Below are 17,204 nucleotides of genomic sequence, written 5' to 3' on the forward strand. Positions count from 1 at the left end.
TCAGGCGGGGTGGAACTCCGCGTGAGGGATAGCCCGCTCCCAAGCGGCTTCATAGGCCGCCAGGTACCGGGCAGCCAGCTCGGCGTCCTCGCGGACCTCCATCTTGGCGGGAGCCCACTGCCCCTCGCCCGTGAAATGATGCAGAATCACCACCCGGCCGTCCATGACCCACCCGTCCAGACCGGGGAGCAGGAGGTCACCTGTGAGGGAGCGGGGCAGCCACCGGATCTCCTCGCCCGCAGCGACGTTGGGAAACGTCACGTCGTACTCGTACCGGATGTAGTCGGTCACCGGCTCCGAGACCACCCGCAGACGGCGCATCGACACTCCTCGGCCCGTCGCCTCGGCCACCACGTCCAGCCATGACCGCCACCACGATTCACGGTCGGCCGGGTCAAGCCGTTTGCCCTGCTGCCAGGCGATGAATTCAGGGTCGTCCAGCATGTAGCCGTCCCGCATCTCCAGGTGCACCGCAGAGCGCTGGGCCTTCGCCAACTCCTCACGAACCGCTGTTGCCACCGCTGCTGTCCTCGTCCTTGAGTCGAAGGATGAACTGGATCATGTTGGCGGGCAGCCGGATCATGGTCTCGTGGTCCGGGATGTCCGTGGTGTGACCGGGGACCGAACCGGTCTCCTGCGCGGCCTTGATGTCGTCCTCGCTGGCCTTGTACGACTGGATGAGCAGGTCACCGGACTCCGTCTCCCGCCAGATGGTCGGCGAGCCGTCGTCCGGAGTGTTCGGGTAGATCCCCAGGAACTCTAGGGCCATGTCAGCCTCCAGCGTCGATCAGGTTCCACGTGGTTCCAAGGATGCTGGCCGGCCGTGCTCCCGTCAGGCGTATCACGTTCTGATGAGCAGTCAGATTGATCCTGCGGTGGGACCATGTTCCTGTGGCCGGCGCAGACCAAGGTCTCGGTGTTGGGATTCAACACTGATACGAAATCGACGAACGGCCCTCGTCGACGCCGAAGGGATCGACCAGGGCCAGTTGGGGCTGACCCCCGCGGGTGCGGGGAGGAGCGACCGGCGGCGTCGCGGACCTCGGCCTGGGACGGTGACCCCCACGTGCGTGGGGAAGGAGGCCCACCCTCGACCTATTGGACCCCCGATGACTGGCTGACTCCCACGGGCGTGGGGAAGAGACCCTCGACGGCATGGTCGCCGCTGCCGAGGGCGGCTGGCCCCGCTTGAACGGGGTGGAGCAAATCGCCCTGCTCACCAGACACGGATACATCGGCTGACCCCTGCTTGTGCGGGGAGGAGGAGGCACAACCCCTGCCCCGGTGACGCGACGGCTGACCCCCGCGGGTGCGGGGAGGAGGGGCAGCGAGTGGGGGTGGTCATGTCGTCGTCCGGCTGACCCCCGCGGGTGCGGGGAGGAGCTCGGCGGCGAGGATCACGTCGAGGCAGTCGCCGGCTGACCCCCGCGGGTGCGGGGAGGAGAGCACCAGCGCCAAGCCCTCCGTGGGCTTCGGCGGCTGACCCCCGCGGGTGCGGGGAGGAGGTCGAAACGCAACCGCAGTCCTGCGACTACTGCGGCTGACCCCCGCGGGTGCGGGGAGGAGCGTCACGCCGAAGGCGAGCTGACCATGAAGTTCGGCTGACCCCCGCGGGTGCGGGGAGGAGGAGGCGTACGGCGCCGTCACCAACAACCGCAACGGCTGACCCCCGCGGGTGCGGGGAGGAGGAGGCGTACGGCGCCGTCACCAACAACCGCAACGGCTGACCCCCGCGGGTGCGGGGAGGAGGCAGCCGGAGGCGCCGTGCTCGTGAGGACGGGCGGCTGACCCCCGCGGGTGCGGGGAGGAGCTACTAGCCCGAAGGGAGGGGCCGTGACAGGCCGGCTGACCCCCGCGGGTGTGGGGAGGAGGCGTCGAACACCGGCTCTCCGGTGCCGAGGCGCGGCTGACCCCCGCGGGTGCGGGGAGGAGACCCGCTCGTCCCTACCTCAGCCGGCCGCCAACGGCTGACCCCCGCGGGTGCGGGGAGGAGGGGGTCGACAGGTTGGTGAGGTCCCACACCGACGGCTGACCCCCGCGGGTGCGGGGAGGAGGACCTCGAGGATCGTGCCCTCGTAGCCGGTCTCGGCTGACCCCCGCGGGTGCGGGGAGGAGATCGACTGGATGAGCTGGCGGACGTGCTCCTCCGGCTGACCCCCGCGGGTGCGGGGAGGAGCTGCCCACCGTGACGTTCAGCGTCGGCGCGAACGGCTGACCCCCGCGGGTGCGGGGAGGAGTCGAACTGCATCTCGCTGGCCGCGATGGCCCGCGGCTGACCCCCGCGGGTGCGGGGAGGAGCGAGCCGACGGCAGCCTCATCTCGTTGCCGTGCGGCTGACCCCCGCGGGTGCGGGGAGGAGGCCTGGAACTGCTTGGCCAAGTCCTGGAGGGACGGCTGACCCCCGCGGGTGCGGGGAGGAGGACGACCCAGGCGACGAGGAGGCGCTCGATGACGGCTGACCCCCGCGGGTGCGGGGAGGAGGGTGGGTGACTGTTGACTCTGAGTCGTTGATCCGGCTGACCCCCGCGGGTGCGGGGAGGAGTTGGACTGCGTGACCGACGGCATGCTCGTGGCCGGCTGACCCCCGCGGGTGCGGGGAGGAGGCGGTACGGGCCGAGCCGGTCGAGCAGCGCGACGGCTGACCCCCGCGGGTGCGGGGAGGAGCCGGTCGCGGCGCTGATCCTGGAGAAGCTGAACGGCTGACCCCCGCGGGTGCGGGGAGGAGGCGTGCACGTTGTCCGGGAGCAGGGCGAGAGCCGGCTGACCCCCGCGGGTGGGGGGAGGAGACCTTGAGTGCCGCGATCCGGACGGCCGGCTGCGGCTGACCCCCGCGGGTGCGGGGAGGAGTAGAGCCCCACCCGGTTGTTCGGGTAGCGGGCCGGCTGACCCCCGCGGGTGCGGGGAGGAGGGGCGATAAGCGCAAACATGGCGCCGATCGACCGGCTGACCCCCGCGGGTGCGGGGAGGAGCGCCGGAGCTCCTGCAGTCGCTCGGTGGCCTGCGGCTGACCCCCGCGGGTGCGGGGAGGAGGTCGGCGGCATCGGCCGGGCCATCGGCCTGTTCGGCTGACCCCCGCGGGTGCGGGGAGGAGGAGACTCCCCGCCTGGCGTAGCAGCCGCCGGCCGGCTGACCCCCGCGGGTGCGGGGAGGAGGGCACTCGGGGCGGTGCGCGGGCGACCTGGTCCGGCTGACCCCCGCGGGTGCGGGGAGGAGATCCGCACCCACCCGACCTGGTCGGCCGTCACCGGCTGACCCCCGCGGGTGCGGGGAGGAGGACCGCATCCGCGCCCACGGCAACTGGCCGGGCGGCTGACCCCCGCGGGTGCGGGGAGGAGTTCCACCCTTACTGGGGCACCGTCGACAACCGCGGCTGACCCCCGCGGGTGCGGGGAGGAGAACCCCTCGACACCGCGTGGACCGACCCCGACCGGCTGACCCCCGCGGGTGCGGGGAGGAGGTCTCCCGTCTCAGGGTCCGAACCTCCCGCGCCGGCTGACCCCCGCGGGTGCGGGGAGGAGTGGGGGCCGCGCCCCGGTGCAACGGGGCGCGGCGGCTGACCCCCGCGGGTGCGGGGAGGAGACCGGCACCGTCCGCCCGCGCCGGCTCGGCGACGGCTGACCCCCGCGGGTGCGGGGAGGAGGGCTGACGGCGGGCGATCTCGACGGCGGCATCCGGCTGACCCCCGCGGGTGCGGGGAGGAGGCCTCCGCGCGCTGCCGCGCACCGTCGGCCTCCGGCTGACCCCCGCGGGTGCGGGGAGGAGCCCCTGCGCCTGCGGCTGCTGGTCCCGCGGACCGGCTGACCCCCGCGGGTGCGGGGAGGAGCCGACCGACAGGTACGCGTCGTGCGCGGCCGCCGGCTGACCCCCGCGGGTGCGGGGAGGAGCCGCCCAGCAGCACCATCCTCGACACCCACCGCGGCTGACCCCCGCGGGTGCGGGGAGGAGGCCGACTCGGCGTGCATGCACGACCGGCACGGCGGCTGACCCCCGCGGGTGCGGGGAGGAGCAGCACGGACGCTAAGCCGCTGGTCAACCGTGCGGCTGACCCCCGCGGGTGCGGGGAGGAGACCCGGGAGAGGCCGTTGTTCATGGCGACGCGCGGCTGACCCCCGCGGGTGCGGGGAGGAGTCGTCCGACCGCTCACCTACTCCGAGCAGGGCCGGCTGACCCCCGCGGGTGCGGGGAGGAGGCTTTGCGACCTGCGGCGATGCGGGGCCTTTGCCGTTTCTTGACCGTTCTGGCGGCGTCGATTTGGGGCGGGCTGGGCGTTGCCGGACTGTCGAGGTGTCAAGGAGCTCTCACATGATGTCACGGGCGATCAGCGCGCCAGTCGGGTCGGGAGTCGGCCGGGTGTGGGCCGACGTAGGGGTGTCTGCTTCCTGCGTTCTTGCCGCTCGGGGCATCTGTGCCCCGAGCGCTGCGCAGCCGCACGAGCCCGCCATGTCCAGCCGGATCTCCAGGAGGCCAAAGGGCCCAACCTACTGGCTAGTTGATTGCGATAGAGGGCTTCGAAATCGTTATATAGGTTGCCGGCGAACAGCTGCGAGGCTTGTGGCCTTGAGAGATGCGTTGTGGGGCTCGCCGCCAGGTCTTAACCTGCCGTGGGCCCTGACGGCGAGCCGTGAGGGTTGTCGGTGGTTGCTGATAGGTATTCAGTCATGACTGACAGCAACCCCGTTGGCGTGTTCGGACCCGTGAGTCCGGATCGCCGTCTGTGGGGTAAGAGCGCGGGCCTGCCCGGTCCGTACCCCGTGATCTGCCACCTCCTGGACACTGCCGCCGTCGCTGGGGTCCTGTGGGATGTGGTCCTGAGCGAGCGCCTGCGGAGCCGGCTCGCCGGGGCCGTGGGTGTCACGGCGGGGAAGGCCCGGGAGATGGTGATGCTGTGGGCCGGGCTGCACGACATCGGGAAGATCTCGCTGCACTTCCAGCAGCACGTCGCCGGTGAGTTGGCGAAGTTGATGTGCGACCCGGCCTACGCGGAGGACAACCCGGCGGCGAAGCGCAGCGGCTATCTGAGGCATGAGACGGCGACGCACTGGGGCCTGGTCGAGTTCTTCGAGGAGTGCGGCTACCCGCTCCGCACGCGGGTGAAGCGGTCGCCGGCCCACCAGATCGCCCAGCTTCTGGGCGGTCACCACGGCTGCTTCGCCGAGGCGTTGCTGGCCAAGGAGCTCAAGGACCCGTCCGGCTACCAGCCCGGCCTCGGAACCGCCGAAGGCTGGCGGGCGCAGCGCCTGGCCCACGCGCACGCGGTCAGGCGGACGGTCGGCGCCGATGCGGCGCTGGAGTCGGTGCTGCCCGGGGAGTTGGCGGTGGTGGTCGTGGGGCTGGTCGTGCTGGCGGACTGGCTGGCCAGCCAGGTCGACGTCATCGAGCCCCGGATGCCCGGCGAGGGGTGGAAGGCCGGCGATGCGGAGCTCACGGAGCACCTTCGGGTGGCTGCGAACGCCGCACCGGGCTGGGTTCGCGAGGCCGGGCTCGGGCGTGCGGTCTTCCCGGACAAGTCGTTCGCCCAGCAGTTCCCGTTTCCTCCGAACGCGTTGCAGGCCGACGTCGTCGAGCGCCTGCCCGCTGTGGTGAAGGGGCCGGGGCTGCTGCTGGTCACCGCTCCGACAGGGGACGGCAAGACCGAGACCGCCCTGCACGCGGCCTCGGTGATGGCGCGCGCCTCCGGCGCTGCCGGGGTCTACTTCGCGCTGCCGACGATGGCCACGGCGGACGCCATGTTCGCCAGGGTGCGTAAGTTCGCGGAGGCGAACATCGAGGGTGATCGGGCGCTCACCCTGCTGCACAGCATGGCCTGGCTGAGCCCTGACTACGCCGCCGGCCAGGGCGCGACGGACGGGGCGGCCGTGCTGGCGGACACCGAGGCCGGCCAGTGGCTGCGCACCGGGCGGCGGGGCCTGCTTGCTCCGCTCGCCAACGGCACGATCGACCAGGCGCTCACCGGGGTGCTGCCGGTGCGCTACGGCTTCCTGCGACTGTTCGGCCTCGCGGACAAGGTCCTGGTAGTGGACGAGGCCCACGCCTACGGCCCGTGGATGCACAGCCTGCTGGTGCGGCTGCTGGAGTGGCTCGGCGCGTTCGGTGCCCCGGTCGTGCTGCTGTCGGCGACCCTGACCGGCACGGCGGCCTCGTCGCTCGTGGACGCCTACCGGCGCGGCGCCGGGTTCCACGAGCCCAGCGCCGTGGAGCCCCGCTACCCGGGCTGGCTGTTCGTGGACGCCGGCAGCGGGACGGTGTCCGAGTCGCGCACGGTCGGCAGCAGCCGGGCCCGTACCCTGCGGCTGGAGACCCGCCGGGTGCGCTGGGACGTCCGGGACGAGGGCGCCGCCGCGATGGAGCCCGGCCGGCCGGGCCGCCGTGCGGCGCTCCGCGAGATCCTGGCCCCGGTCACCGCTGAGGGCGGCTGCGTCCTCGTCTGCTGCACCACCGTGGACGAGGCCCAGCGCACCTACCGCGACCTGCGGTCGGCCCTGCCCGAACTCGCTGCCCGGGACGGCGGCCTGCGGCTGCTCCACTCCCGCTTCCCCGCCCACGAACGCCGGCGCATCACCGCGGAGTGCGAGGCCGCCTACGGAAAGCCCGCGAACGAGACTGCGGCCGCCGTGCCGCGCGAGGGTTCGGTCCTGGTGGCCACCCAGATCGTCGAGCAGTCCCTGGACCTCGACTTCGACCTGATCGTCTCGGACCTCGCCCCGCTCGCGCAGCTCCTCCAGCGTGCGGGCCGAGGCAAGCGCCACGAGCGCCCCAACCGTCCGGTGTGGACGGGGAAGTCCGACGAGCCGCGCATGGTCGTGTTGGAGCCGCTCGACGACAAGGGCCGCGTGGCCACACCCCGTACCTGGGGCACCGTCTACGACGCCTCGCTGCTGCGCCGCACCAGCCTGCTGCTCGAAAGGCAGTCCGACGGCGTGATCAGGATTCCGGAGGACGTCCAGCGGCTCGTGGACGAGGTCTACGCGGACGACTTCGGAGCAGGCCTGGACAAGGCCGCCGCCCAGGAACTCGACCGGATGGACGCCGAGCGCATCGCCTCGGCGGCCGCCGAGGAGCAGCTCGCGGGCCTGACCGGCATCAGCTCCCCGTGCGACGTGACCGACGACCTGCGTCCGCTCAGCGACCGCGGCTTCGGGATCAGTGAGGAGATGCTGACCACACGTCTGGGGGCGGACAGCGGGCGGGCCGTGTGCGTCTTCGAACGTGAGCCCGGGAGGTGGAGCCTCGCTCCCGACCGCGACCTGCCGCTGCCCACGACGGCCCCGAAACGCGACGACATCGCGCTGATCATGCGGCACACCGTGCCGCTGCCGGGCCGCTGGCTCATGGGACGCACCGAGGACAACGCCGTGCCCGCGGCCTGGGGCGACCGGCCTCTGCTGGTCGACCTCGCGTCGCTGCGCATGCGCCGAGACGGCGAGCACTGGACGTGCCGGCTGGGGGAGCGGCGGATCGAGTACTCGAACGTGGGAATTTCCGAGAACTAGCCTCTTAAGCACCGCACTTGGCACTACGTTGGCCATACCGCTCCTGGGCAGGGCAGCCGCCGGGCCCAGGAGCGGTGGACCCCCGCTTGCGCGGGGACAGGAACGCCGATGCGACCGCTTCCTAAGCACCGCACGGCTCACCCCCGCTCTCTGCGGGGACGCGCAGAGCCTACCCACCCTGTGATCACCCGTACCCGCCTCGCCGGAGGCCGCATGTCATCCGCACCACCCGCCTACAACCTCTTCGACGAGGCGTGGATCCCCGTGCGCTGGATCCAGCGCACGAGGGAGGACGACCTCTCGGACACCAACACGGCCTACCCTGACGCGGTCGGTCTGCGCGAACTCCTGCTGCGCGCACACGAGATCGAGCAGATCACCGTCGCCACCCCGCCGGGCCTCGCCGCGCTCTACCGCGTGCTCTACGCGATGATCGCCCGCATGACCGGGCTCGACCAGGCCTTCCTCGACAAGCCCGGCCCCGACACCTGGTCGGACCGCCGGGAAGACCTGGTGGAAGCAGGGCGTTTCGACCCGGAACAGATCACGGCCTACGTGAAGCTCCACCACGGCCGCTTCGACCTGTTCGACCCCGTCAGGCCCTTCCTCCAGGACCCGCGGCTGACGGAGCAGTGCGACCCCGGCAACACCGCCGGCGTCAACAAGCTGATCACCACCCGTCCCTCGGGCAACAACCACTCCTGGTTCAAGCACGTCAACAGCACCGCCCCGGACCTGCCGACCCCCGACCAGGCCGTCCTGCACCTGCTCATCTGGCACTACTACGGGCCCTCCGGACGCTGCTCCAGCCGCACCGTCGGCACCGTCAAGGAAGCCGGCAGCAAGGCCGGCCCGCTGCGCAGCACGCTCTCCTACCACCCGGAGGGCCGGACCCTCCTCGAGACCCTCCTGGCCGGGCTGCCGAAGCCCCGTCTCGAGGTCCGCCGGGAGAGCGACCTCTGCCCATGGGAAAGGGAGGAACTCCCCGACCCGGTCGCCGCCCCGCCCCCGCTGAGGGGCCCGTGCTCGGAGCTCACGGCGCGGTCCCAGCACGCGCTGCTGTTGGTGCCCGACACCACCGGCGCCTTCGTCGAGGACGCCTTCATCACCTGGGCCTACCTCCACAAGATCCCCCGGGAAGGCGACCAGTACCTGATCTGGCAGACCAGCAAGGAAGGCAACCCCTACGCCCGCCCCGCCGACTCCCACCGGGCGCTGTGGCGCGACCTGGACGCCCTGCTGCTCAAGAACGCGGCCGGAAGCGCGAAGCCCCAGCGCCCCACCGTCTTCGACTGGGCCCCGGACGTCTCGGAGGAGCTGAGGGTCCACGCGCTCGGATTCGAACAGGACGGACAGGCCAAGGACGTCCAGTTCGTCGACGCCCTGACGCCACCCGTCCTCGACCTCGCGGAGCAGAAGGAAGGGGCGACGATCGCCGTCGAGATCGGCCGCCTCCGCGTGCTGGGGGAGCGCTACGGCAACCGCCTCGACCGTGCCGTCAAGAAGGCCTGGGCCGGCTTCACCGAGGCACCCAAGATCCGGGACTGCACCTGGGCCGTCGACGCCGCCGCCCGCTACTGGCCCGCCGCCGAGGCCGAGTTCTGGAAGCGCCTCGGCGAACGCGACTTCGACGGTGCCGCCGCAGCCTTCCGTGTCCTCGCGGAACAGGCCTACGACACCGTCACCTACGGCGCCCTGGGCACCAACCGCGGTGCCAAGGCCTGCACCGCCGCCCGCATCGAGCTGTACGGCGGACCGCCGAAGCGCCCCGCCAAGACCGGCGGCCCCGGAGGCCGCCCCACCAGCACGGAGGACACGTGAGCACCACCGCCGCCATCCCGGGTCCCGCCAAACCGGCCGACGACCGGTCCCGCGGGCCGAAGGAGCAGGCTCTGACACCGTCCCTGGGGCGGGCACGGGCCTTCACCTCCAGGATCGACCAGCGCAGCCACGACGACCCGGGAGTCCGGGCGGCCCTGCGCCGCGGCGTGGGCAAGGACCTGGACACCGTGCCGTTCATGCACCGCTACGTGGCCTCCTGGCTCACCGACGAGCAGACGCGCAGCCGCGACGTCCAGCGTGCCTTCTACACCGTCGCCTCGCTGATCGCCGCCCAGCGCCGCGACCAGTACGCCGCCGCGAAGCAGGCACCGAGGAAGGACGAGCCGCCGAAGGGGGAGCAGCCGACCGACGGGACGGCGCCGGACGACCGCGGCACCCCGCCCGCCCCGCCCGAGTACACCGGCGCCACCGAGGACAGCGAGCCCGCGACCGCCAAGCGGATCCCCCCGCGCAGCCTCGGCCACGCCTTCGCCGACGGCGTTCTCAAAGGAGGCAAAGGAGCCGGCCTGCGCGAGGCCTCCGCCGAGACCCGCCTCAACCTGCTGACCCGGCAGAGCGTCGACGGCCTGCACCGCCACCTACCCGGCGTCGCCCGGCAACTCCGCGGCAGCGACGTCGAGATCGACTGGGCCCAACTCCTCGTCGACCTCTGCCAGTGGCGCCGCCGCTCCGGCACCATCAAGCGGATCTGGCTCCAGGACTACCACCGCACCCTGCAGAAGGACGGTGAGCGCCGGGCCCGGGAGCACGACGAGAACCCGGTCGACGACGGCCAGGGCGACGCCCCCGGCGCCGACAGCGCGGACGGCTCCGAGCCCAAGGCCTGACCGGGCCACCGATCCCGCAGCACCGACACAGCACCCCTCGAACCCTTTCAAGGAGCAGAGCATGCCCGCACCCGACCGCACCACCGCCCGCTTCCTCGACATCCACGTCATCCAGAGCGTCCCGTTCGCCAACCTCAACCGCGACGACAACAACTCCGTCAAGACCGTCCGCTACGGCGACACCGAACGCACCCGTGTCAGCAGCCAGTCCTGGAAGCGCGCCGTCCGCGAGTACTTCCAGAACAGCTTCGGCGAGCAGGCCCTGCGCACCCGCCGCATCGGCGCCCGCGTCACCCGCCTCCTGGAGGAGGAGCACGGCTGGCCCGCCCAGCTCGCCCAGCGGGCCGGCCAGCACGTCGCCGCCGGCAGCAGCATCAAGTTCGAGACCGCCAAGGACTCGCCCGTCATCACCACCAACGCCATGGTGTACGTGCCCGAGACCGCCGTCGCCGAACTCGCCGCCCTCGCCGAGGAGCACCGGGCCGACCTCGAGAACGCCAAGGACATCAAGAAGGCCAGCGACAAGAGCGTCCTGCCCAAGGACGCGATCGACGCCGTCCTGCGCAGCCGCAACGGCGTCATCAACCTCTTCGGCCGCATGCTCGCCGAGGTCGACGACGCCGGCGTGGACGGCGCCGTCCAGGTCGCCCACGCCCTGACCACCCACGGCACCGACGTCGAACTGGACTACTTCTCCGCCGTCGACGACGTCACCTCCGCCTGGGGCGACACCACCGGCAGCGCCCACATGGGCCACGCCGAGTTCAGCGCGGGCGTCTTCTACCGCTACGCCACCGTCGACCTCGCCGACCTGGAGCGCAACCTCGGCGGTGACCGCGAAGCGGCCCGCGAACTCGCCGCCGGCTTCGCCGAGGCCTTCGTCCTCTCCCTCCCGCGCGCCAAGAAGACCGCCACCGCTCCCCACACCATCCCCGACCTGGTCCACGTCGCCGTCCGCAGCGACCGCCCCCTCTCCTACGCCGCCGCGTTCGAACAGCCCGTCGCCTCCCACGACAGCGGCGGCTACGGCCCGGCCTCCCGCACCGCCCTCGCCCGCTACGCCACCGCCGCCGACAAGCTCCTCGGCGGCCGAGGCACCGTCACCGCCGCCTGGGCCAGCCTGGAGGACAAGGACCTGGAAGGCCTCGGCACCCGCGTCGACTCCTTCCCCCAGCTCATCGACGCCGCGATCGACGCCGCCTTCAGCGCCGTCCCCGCCGAGGTCGGCGCATGACCCCGGCGACCCTGCCCGGCACCCTAGGACTGCTCCTGCGTCTCGCCGCGCCGGTGCAGTCCTGGGGCGAGCGCAGCCAGTTCAACGAACGCGACACCGCGCCCTTCCCCACCCGCTCCGGCGTCATCGGTCTGCTCGCCGCGGCCCTCGGCAGGAAGCGCGGCGAGGACATCGGCGACCTCGCCACCCTCTCGCTGACCGTCCGTGCCGACCGCCCGGGCACCGTCCTGCGCGACCTGCACACCGTCGGCGGCGGGCTGCCCGCCCCGCGGACCGTCACCACCGCCGAGGGCAAGAAGCGCTCCGGCGCGACCGCCACGCTGCTCTCCCACCGCTACTACCTCGCCGACGCGGTCTTCACCGCCGCGATCACCGCGGACGCCGACCTTCTGGAGACCTGGGCGCACGCGCTGCGCAACCCGCACTGGCCCCCGTACCTCGGCCGCCGCTCCTGCCCGCCCGAGGGCCCCCTGCTGCTCGGCCTGGTCGACGACCCGCTGCACCACCTCGTCCACCTGCCGATCGCCCGGCGCACACCGACCGGGACCAGGACCGTCGACGTCGTCTTCCACGGCGACCAGCCGCTGGACCGCCTCGGCACGCACCCCCAGCCCGGAGGCGACGACGGCAGCACCCCCGCCGGGGAAGTCACCGACGACCCGGTCACCTTCCACGCCCGCGAGCGCTCCTACCGCGCCCGCCCCCGCTACCAGCGCACCCTCACCCTGCCCGCCGAGCGCTGCCGAGGCCTCGGCGCCGTCTACCTCACCGCCCTCGGCAGCTACCTCGACCAGCACGCCACCCGCCCGGAAAGCGCCCTCGCATGACCCTGTGGCTGACCCGCATCATCCCCGACCAGCGAAGCCGGGACGCCCGCCGCGACAGCGACCATGCCATCGACCTGCACCACCGCATGATGTCGCTCTTCCCCGACAGCGTCGCCGACACCGAGGCCCGCCGCCGGCTCGGCGTCCTCTTCCGCACCGAGAGCACGACGGCCGGCCAGCAGATCCTGCTCCAGAGCGCCCAACCGCCCGACCTCGACCGCCTGCCCGCCGGCTACGGACAGGCCGCGACCAAGACCCTCTCCCCGCTCCTCGAAGCCCTTCGGGACGGCCTCCAGGTCCGCTACCGCATCGCCGCCAACCCCATCCGCCGCCCCAGCCGGGCCACCCGGGAGCTCTACCAGCTCAAGGCAGTGGTCCCCCTCCAGGGCGCGGCCGCCGAGGACTGGTGGACCCGCCAGTCCGAAGCCACCGGCCTGACCCTCGCCACCCTCCGCTCGACCCCCCTCGACGCCGCCCGAGGGCGCCGCCGCAGCGACCAACGCCCCATCCAGCACGACCGCGTCCTCTTCGAGGGCACCGCCGTCATCACCGACGCCGACCGCCTGCGCACCCGCCTCACCGACGGCATCGGCAAAGGCAAGGCCTACGGCTGCGGCCTGCTCAGCATCGCCCCGCACCGGGAGGCCCAGTGACCACGCGCCGCCGCCCCGACGACGGCAACGCCCGCCGCAGACTCGCCGCCCCCACCGTCGCCATGCTGCCGCGCGTCGCCGACTCCCTCTCCTTCCTCTACCTCGATATCGTCCGCATCGTCCAGGACGACACCGGCGTCTGCGCCGAAGTCACCAGCCCCCACCGCGGCACCGAAACCGTCTACCTGCCCACCGCTGCCCTCAGCTGCGTCCTCCTCGGCCCCGGCACCTCCATCACCGCCCGGGCCCTCGCCACCTTCGCCCGCCACGGCACCACCGTCGTCATCGCCGGATCCGGCGGCGTCCGCTGCTACGCCGCCACCCTGCCCGAATCCCTCAGCACCACCTGGCTCGAACGCCAGGCCCGCGCCTGGGCCGAGGACGCCACCCGCCTCGCGGTCGCCACCGCCATGTACGAGCAGCGCTTCGGCCGCGGCACCGTCCCGTCCGGCAGCAACCTCGCCAAACTCCGCGGCCTCGAAGGCCAACGGGTCAAGGCCCACTACCGCCTCCTCGCCCAGCAGCACGGCATCGGGCGCTTCCGCCGCAACTACGACCCGGACTCCTGGGACACCCAGGACCCGGTCAACCTCGCCCTCTCCTCCGCCAACACCTGTCTGTACGGCATCGTCCACGCGGCCGTCCTCGCCCTCGGGTGCTCACCCGCCCTCGGCTTCGTCCACAGTGGCAACCAGCAGGCCTTCGTCTACGACATCGCCGACCTCTACAAGGCCGAACTCACCATCCCGCTGGCCTTCTCCCTCCACGCCTCCCCACAGCCCGAAGCCGACGCCCGCCGCGGCTTCCGCGACGGACTGCGCCTGTTCCGCCTGCTCCCGCGCATCGTCACCGACGTCCAGCGCCTGCTCGCACCGGACGAAGACATCACCCTCCCGGACCCGGAGGAGCAACTCGTCGACCTGTGGGACCCGATCACCGGCCCCATCCCGGGCGGCGTCAACTACGCCGGGGAGGAGCCGCTGTGAGAACCCTCGAACCCGTGTACGTCCGCCCAGCGGGGGAGCGACCATGGCAACCATGACCGTCCTGTCCGCCACCGCCGTCCCCGACCACGTCCGCGGCGCCCTCACCCGCTGGCTCATCGAGGTCACACCCCACCTGTACGTCGGCACCATCTCCGCCAAAGTACGGGAGGAACTCTGGCAAGCCGTCAGCGGCTGCATCGGCGCCGGAGTGGCCGTCCTGGTCCACCCGGCGGCCAACGAGCAGGGCTTCGAGCTCCGCACAGCGGGCGAGCAGCGACGGAAGCCGATCGACTTCGACGGGCTGACGTTGGTCGCGATGACGGGCCTGCAATCCACAGATGGCCAAGAATCGGCTAACTGATCGTTTCAGAATGACCGGGGCGGATGGCAAGCTGCGGGGGCGCGGGAAGCGAGGCGCTTGGACGTCGCCGCCGTCGCCTGTCCAGGCCCACTGCTTCGGTAATGCGGTTGATCGCGGTTGATGCGGCCCAGATATCGTGTCAGGTGCAGGCTGGATACCTTGAACTGGACGGAAATGAACCACTACTGGACTGGCGAGGCGCCCTGGGTGCACCACTGGATGGAGGGCGTACAGCACCCTGCGTTCCTCTTGCCGCCTTCGGGGACCAGCTATGTGGCTTTGCTGGACGGTGCCGAGATGGGCGACGAACAAAGGCTCTTCGAACAGATAAGTGTCCGTCTCCGGTTTCCGGTCTACTTCGGCTGGAACTGGAACGCCCTCTCGGACTGCCTTCGCGACATGAGGTGGGCGCCCGCTGACCACTATCTACTCGTCATCGAGCGGTCAGCACTCATGCTGCAGGAGTGTTCCGAGGACCGCGAGATACTCCTCAGGATCCTCAACACTGCAGGTCGACATTGGGGGCACTCGATGGATCAGCCGGGCAAGTCATTCAACTCGCTACTGCTGTAGACGCGGGCACCAGCAGCGACGTCTGGAGCCTACTGCCGGGTTGGAACAGCCCTTCGAAGAGGCCGCAGTCAGAGGATCGAGCAAGCGAGTTCAAGTAGTCCCTGGTGGAGGTCGGCGCGTCGCTCGTACCGGATGCGGAGTCGCTTGAACTGGAGCAGCCAGGCGAACCCGCGCTCGACCACCCCACGGACCTTGCCCAGTCCGCAGCCATGGGCGACGCCGCGTCGGGCGATCATCGGCTTGGAACCACGCTTCCGTAGCAGACGGCGATACGTGTCGAAGTCGTAGCCCCGGTCGGCCTACAGGCGCCGTGGCTTGCGGCGGGGACGTCCCAGTTGCCCCCGGATCGGCGGGGCTGCGTCCAGCAGCGGCAGGAGCTGGGTGACGGCGTGTCAGTTGCCGCCAGTGAGCGTGACGGCGAGTGAGGTTCCGTGGCGGTCGACGATTAGATGGTGCTTGGAGCCGGGACGACCGCGGTCAACCGGCGACGGACCGACGCGATCCCCCCTCTGAGGGCCCGGACGTGTGACCCGTCCGCGGCGCAGTCGTCCGGATCCAGAAGGTTGGCGCGACGCAACTCGGTGAGAAGGGCAGCGTACAGGCGGGGCCAGACGCCGGCCTGGGTCCAGTCCCGAAGCCGGCGCCAGGCCGTCACACCAGAGCAGCCCACGGTCTGGGCCGGGACATCGCGCAATGCGACATTGGTCCGCAGCACGTACAAAATCCCCATGAGAGCCGCCCGGTCGGGAACTCGCAGTCGCCCTGGGTTGCGGTGGCGCCGCTCGGGAGCAGGTGGCAACAGTGGAGCCACGCGCTCCCACAGGTCGTCCAGAACAAGATCGCGCACTCGGACAGAGTGCCGACCAAGATTGCCGAGCGCAAGATCCGTGGCTCAACTCATTGTGAAACGATCAGTAAGGCTTAGAACCGCCGCAGGTCGGGAAGCCTTCTCTCTGTGCCAGCGGGGGTAAGCCAGAACTAGTGGGACGAAGAGGGCCAGGACAATCAGCACGACGGAATGGGTAGCGGTGGTCTCTGCCGATCCTGACCTCGTGATGGCTCCGATGTGGTGGATTACTGGGTGGATCGTGTTCAGAACTTGTTCCTGGCTTGTAGTGGTTGCCTATGCGCTGCTCTGGTGGTCCTGTGTTGGTGTCGAGACTGGGTCGGAAGGCTTGGTCCTGACGGCGCATGGTTCAGTTTGAAGAGCTAATATCGATGCGCTAGGACGTAGCCGATACCTGCTGAGATCAAATTGAATAGCAAGAGGATCGTAAGTGCGGCAGGGCGTTTCTGCCAGCGCAGTGTTAGGCGGGCATCGTCGGTGCGTACATCAATTACCAGGCACTTTCCCTCTTCTGGCATTGTGACTCCTCTCTCTTGGGTCGGACATCGCTTGGCCAGGTGTCAGCTGGTGGTCGTGATGGGGTGTTCGGTTCGCTGCCGCACTGGCGTTGTTTGGGGTTGGGCGTCCATGATCTGGTGGGCGTGCGAGCCTGTGTGGACGCTGGTGACGAATCAGGTGGGTGTGGGTTGTAGTGTCGGGGTGTCAACTTCCACCCCGGCTCTGCCAGGTCACTCTGGTATGCGCTAATAGGAATATATACTTCAGGGTGCGGAGTGCAGTGCCTCCTGCCCGGTGGGAGATTACCAAAATCCACTGCCTGCCCACCATTCGGCGCGCCGAGAATCTGACTGTTTTCTGCTCCAGAGCCTCTCGGAACGTCACGACTAGAGGCTTGCGGGAGAGCGTGGGGCGACGGGAAGCGTGACTGGAGTATGGCTAATGTAATATCAATTGCTAATTCTTTTATCGAAACTCTCTGAGTTCTGCTTCCATGGTAGATTGATTTCAGCATAGGTTCGCCATATCCCCGTCTCTCGGGGGTCAGCCGCCTCTGGTCGGTACGTTGGAGAGTCTCTGCGCCCCTCCCCGCGCTAGCGGGGGTCAGTCGTCCCCAGGCCGGATACTGGCGAGGTAGGCGGAGCCGTCTCGCGCCAGTGGGTCGTCGTGGCTGCCCGGTAGGCGACGTGCCGGGGCGGTCTTAGCGGCGTACCTCGTGTGAGACCGGCGACTTGGCGTCGTACCTCAGGAGGTTCTCCTGCCCCGCGCCGACTGCCGCTTGGAGTGCTGGCGCTCGCTCGGCGATCGGATGCTGGTGCCGGCACCATCGATGAAGCTGGTGCCCAGCGACGTCGGGAATGCAGGGTGGAGGCACGTGGGCGGTGGCTTGCGATGAGTCCGGCCGCGCGGAGGGCGGTGGCGTGTTCGGACACTGATGCGACGGCGATGCCCATGCGATCGGCGAGGCTGCTCGTCGTCGTGCCCGGCATTTCGGCGACGGCCTGCAGGGCTGTTGGAACGCCGCATCCGCCATCGTGTGGCTGGCTGCTTCTGCCTCGAAGATCCG

The 17,204-nt window shown here is 70.8% G+C and carries 11 protein-coding genes, 1 pseudogene and 1 CRISPR repeat array; of the genes and pseudogenes, 9 read left to right on the plus strand and 3 right to left on the minus strand.

The window, feature by feature from the left end:
• Together ACFV8H_RS15995 and ACFV8H_RS16000 are read right to left on the minus strand one after the other, a co-directional pair.
• A complete protein-coding gene (locus ACFV8H_RS15995; protein ID WP_380400109.1) occupies nt 1-519 on the minus strand; it encodes a DUF6879 family protein in 519 nt (172 codons plus the stop codon).
• Entirely contained in the window at nt 500-769 is a 270-nt protein-coding gene (locus tag ACFV8H_RS16000) for a hypothetical protein (RefSeq protein WP_380400111.1), read from the minus strand. The genes ACFV8H_RS15995 and ACFV8H_RS16000 overlap by 20 nt, the downstream gene beginning before the upstream one ends.
• Nucleotides 770-1,174: 405 nt before the next feature.
• A CRISPR array of direct repeats spans nt 1,175-4,189; the repeat unit is 29 nt; unit sequence CGGCTGACCCCCGCGGGTGCGGGGAGGAG.
• Between the two features lie 469 nt (nt 4,190-4,658).
• Here ACFV8H_RS16000 and cas3 point away from each other — a divergent pair.
• The 9 genes from cas3 (at nt 4,659) to ACFV8H_RS16045 (ending at nt 14,793) form a co-directional block, all read left to right on the plus strand.
• Complete coding sequence (gene cas3, locus ACFV8H_RS16005; protein WP_380400112.1) at nt 4,659-7,490, plus strand: CRISPR-associated helicase Cas3'; 2,832 nt, start codon at nt 4,659-4,661, stop codon at nt 7,488-7,490.
• 213 nt (nt 7,491-7,703) lie between these two features.
• The gene (gene casA / locus ACFV8H_RS16010; RefSeq protein ID WP_380400114.1) at nt 7,704-9,311 is read left to right on the plus strand and encodes a type I-E CRISPR-associated protein Cse1/CasA; all 1,608 of its coding nucleotides are present in this window, start codon (nt 7,704-7,706) and stop codon (nt 9,309-9,311) included.
• A complete protein-coding gene (casB, locus tag ACFV8H_RS16015) occupies nt 9,308-10,159 on the plus strand; it encodes a type I-E CRISPR-associated protein Cse2/CasB (protein ID WP_380400116.1) in 852 nt (283 codons plus the stop codon). Before casA ends, casB begins: the two co-directional genes overlap by 4 nt.
• A 61-nt stretch (nt 10,160-10,220) precedes the next feature.
• Nucleotides 10,221-11,393: a type I-E CRISPR-associated protein Cas7/Cse4/CasC gene (gene cas7e / locus ACFV8H_RS16020; protein ID WP_380400118.1), complete on the plus strand. Its 1,173-nt coding sequence runs from the start codon at nt 10,221-10,223 to the stop codon at nt 11,391-11,393.
• Entirely contained in the window at nt 11,390-12,220 is an 831-nt protein-coding gene (gene cas5e / locus ACFV8H_RS16025) for a type I-E CRISPR-associated protein Cas5/CasD (RefSeq protein WP_380400120.1), read from the plus strand. Before cas7e ends, cas5e begins: the two co-directional genes overlap by 4 nt.
• Nucleotides 12,217-12,873, plus strand: coding sequence for a type I-E CRISPR-associated protein Cas6/Cse3/CasE (cas6e, locus tag ACFV8H_RS16030; protein ID WP_380400122.1), 657 nt, complete (start codon nt 12,217-12,219; stop codon nt 12,871-12,873). The genes cas5e and cas6e overlap by 4 nt, the downstream gene beginning before the upstream one ends.
• A gap of 62 nt (nt 12,874-12,935) precedes the next feature.
• A complete protein-coding gene (gene cas1e / locus ACFV8H_RS16035; RefSeq protein WP_380400236.1) occupies nt 12,936-13,859 on the plus strand; it encodes a type I-E CRISPR-associated endonuclease Cas1e in 924 nt (307 codons plus the stop codon).
• Between the two features lie 43 nt (nt 13,860-13,902).
• A complete protein-coding gene (gene cas2e, locus ACFV8H_RS16040; protein ID WP_380400123.1) occupies nt 13,903-14,220 on the plus strand; it encodes a type I-E CRISPR-associated endoribonuclease Cas2e in 318 nt (105 codons plus the stop codon).
• Nucleotides 14,221-14,379: 159 nt separating this feature from the next.
• Nucleotides 14,380-14,793, plus strand: coding sequence for a barstar family protein (locus ACFV8H_RS16045; RefSeq protein WP_380400125.1), 414 nt, complete (start codon nt 14,380-14,382; stop codon nt 14,791-14,793).
• A 68-nt stretch (nt 14,794-14,861) separates the two neighbouring features.
• On the opposite strand, the pseudogene ACFV8H_RS16050 reads toward ACFV8H_RS16045, so the two are convergent.
• Nucleotides 14,862-15,640: pseudogene (locus ACFV8H_RS16050) on the minus strand (IS5 family transposase).
• Nucleotides 15,641-17,204: the final 1,564 nt, after the last annotated feature.

The sequence above is a fragment of the Kitasatospora sp. NPDC059827 genome (genome assembly GCF_042731675.1).
Classification (GTDB): domain Bacteria; phylum Actinomycetota; class Actinomycetes; order Streptomycetales; family Streptomycetaceae; genus Kitasatospora.

Excerpts from the sequence above, each read along its gene's own strand:
- casA (WP_380400114.1), top strand. The coding sequence starts at position 7,704 with ATGTCATCCGCACCACCCGCCTACAACCTCTTCGACGAGGCGTGGATC.
- cas3 (WP_380400112.1), top strand. The coding sequence starts at position 4,659 with ATGACTGACAGCAACCCCGTTGGCGTGTTCGGACCCGTGAGTCCGGAT.
- ACFV8H_RS16000 (WP_380400111.1), bottom strand. The coding sequence starts at position 769 with ATGGCCCTAGAGTTCCTGGGGATCTACCCGAACACTCCGGACGACGGC.
- cas5e (WP_380400120.1), top strand. The coding sequence starts at position 11,390 with ATGACCCCGGCGACCCTGCCCGGCACCCTAGGACTGCTCCTGCGTCTC.
- cas7e (WP_380400118.1), top strand. The coding sequence starts at position 10,221 with ATGCCCGCACCCGACCGCACCACCGCCCGCTTCCTCGACATCCACGTC.
- cas6e (WP_380400122.1), top strand. The coding sequence starts at position 12,217 with ATGACCCTGTGGCTGACCCGCATCATCCCCGACCAGCGAAGCCGGGAC.
- cas2e (WP_380400123.1), top strand. The coding sequence starts at position 13,903 with ATGGCAACCATGACCGTCCTGTCCGCCACCGCCGTCCCCGACCACGTC.
- cas1e (WP_380400236.1), top strand. The coding sequence starts at position 12,936 with ATGCTGCCGCGCGTCGCCGACTCCCTCTCCTTCCTCTACCTCGATATC.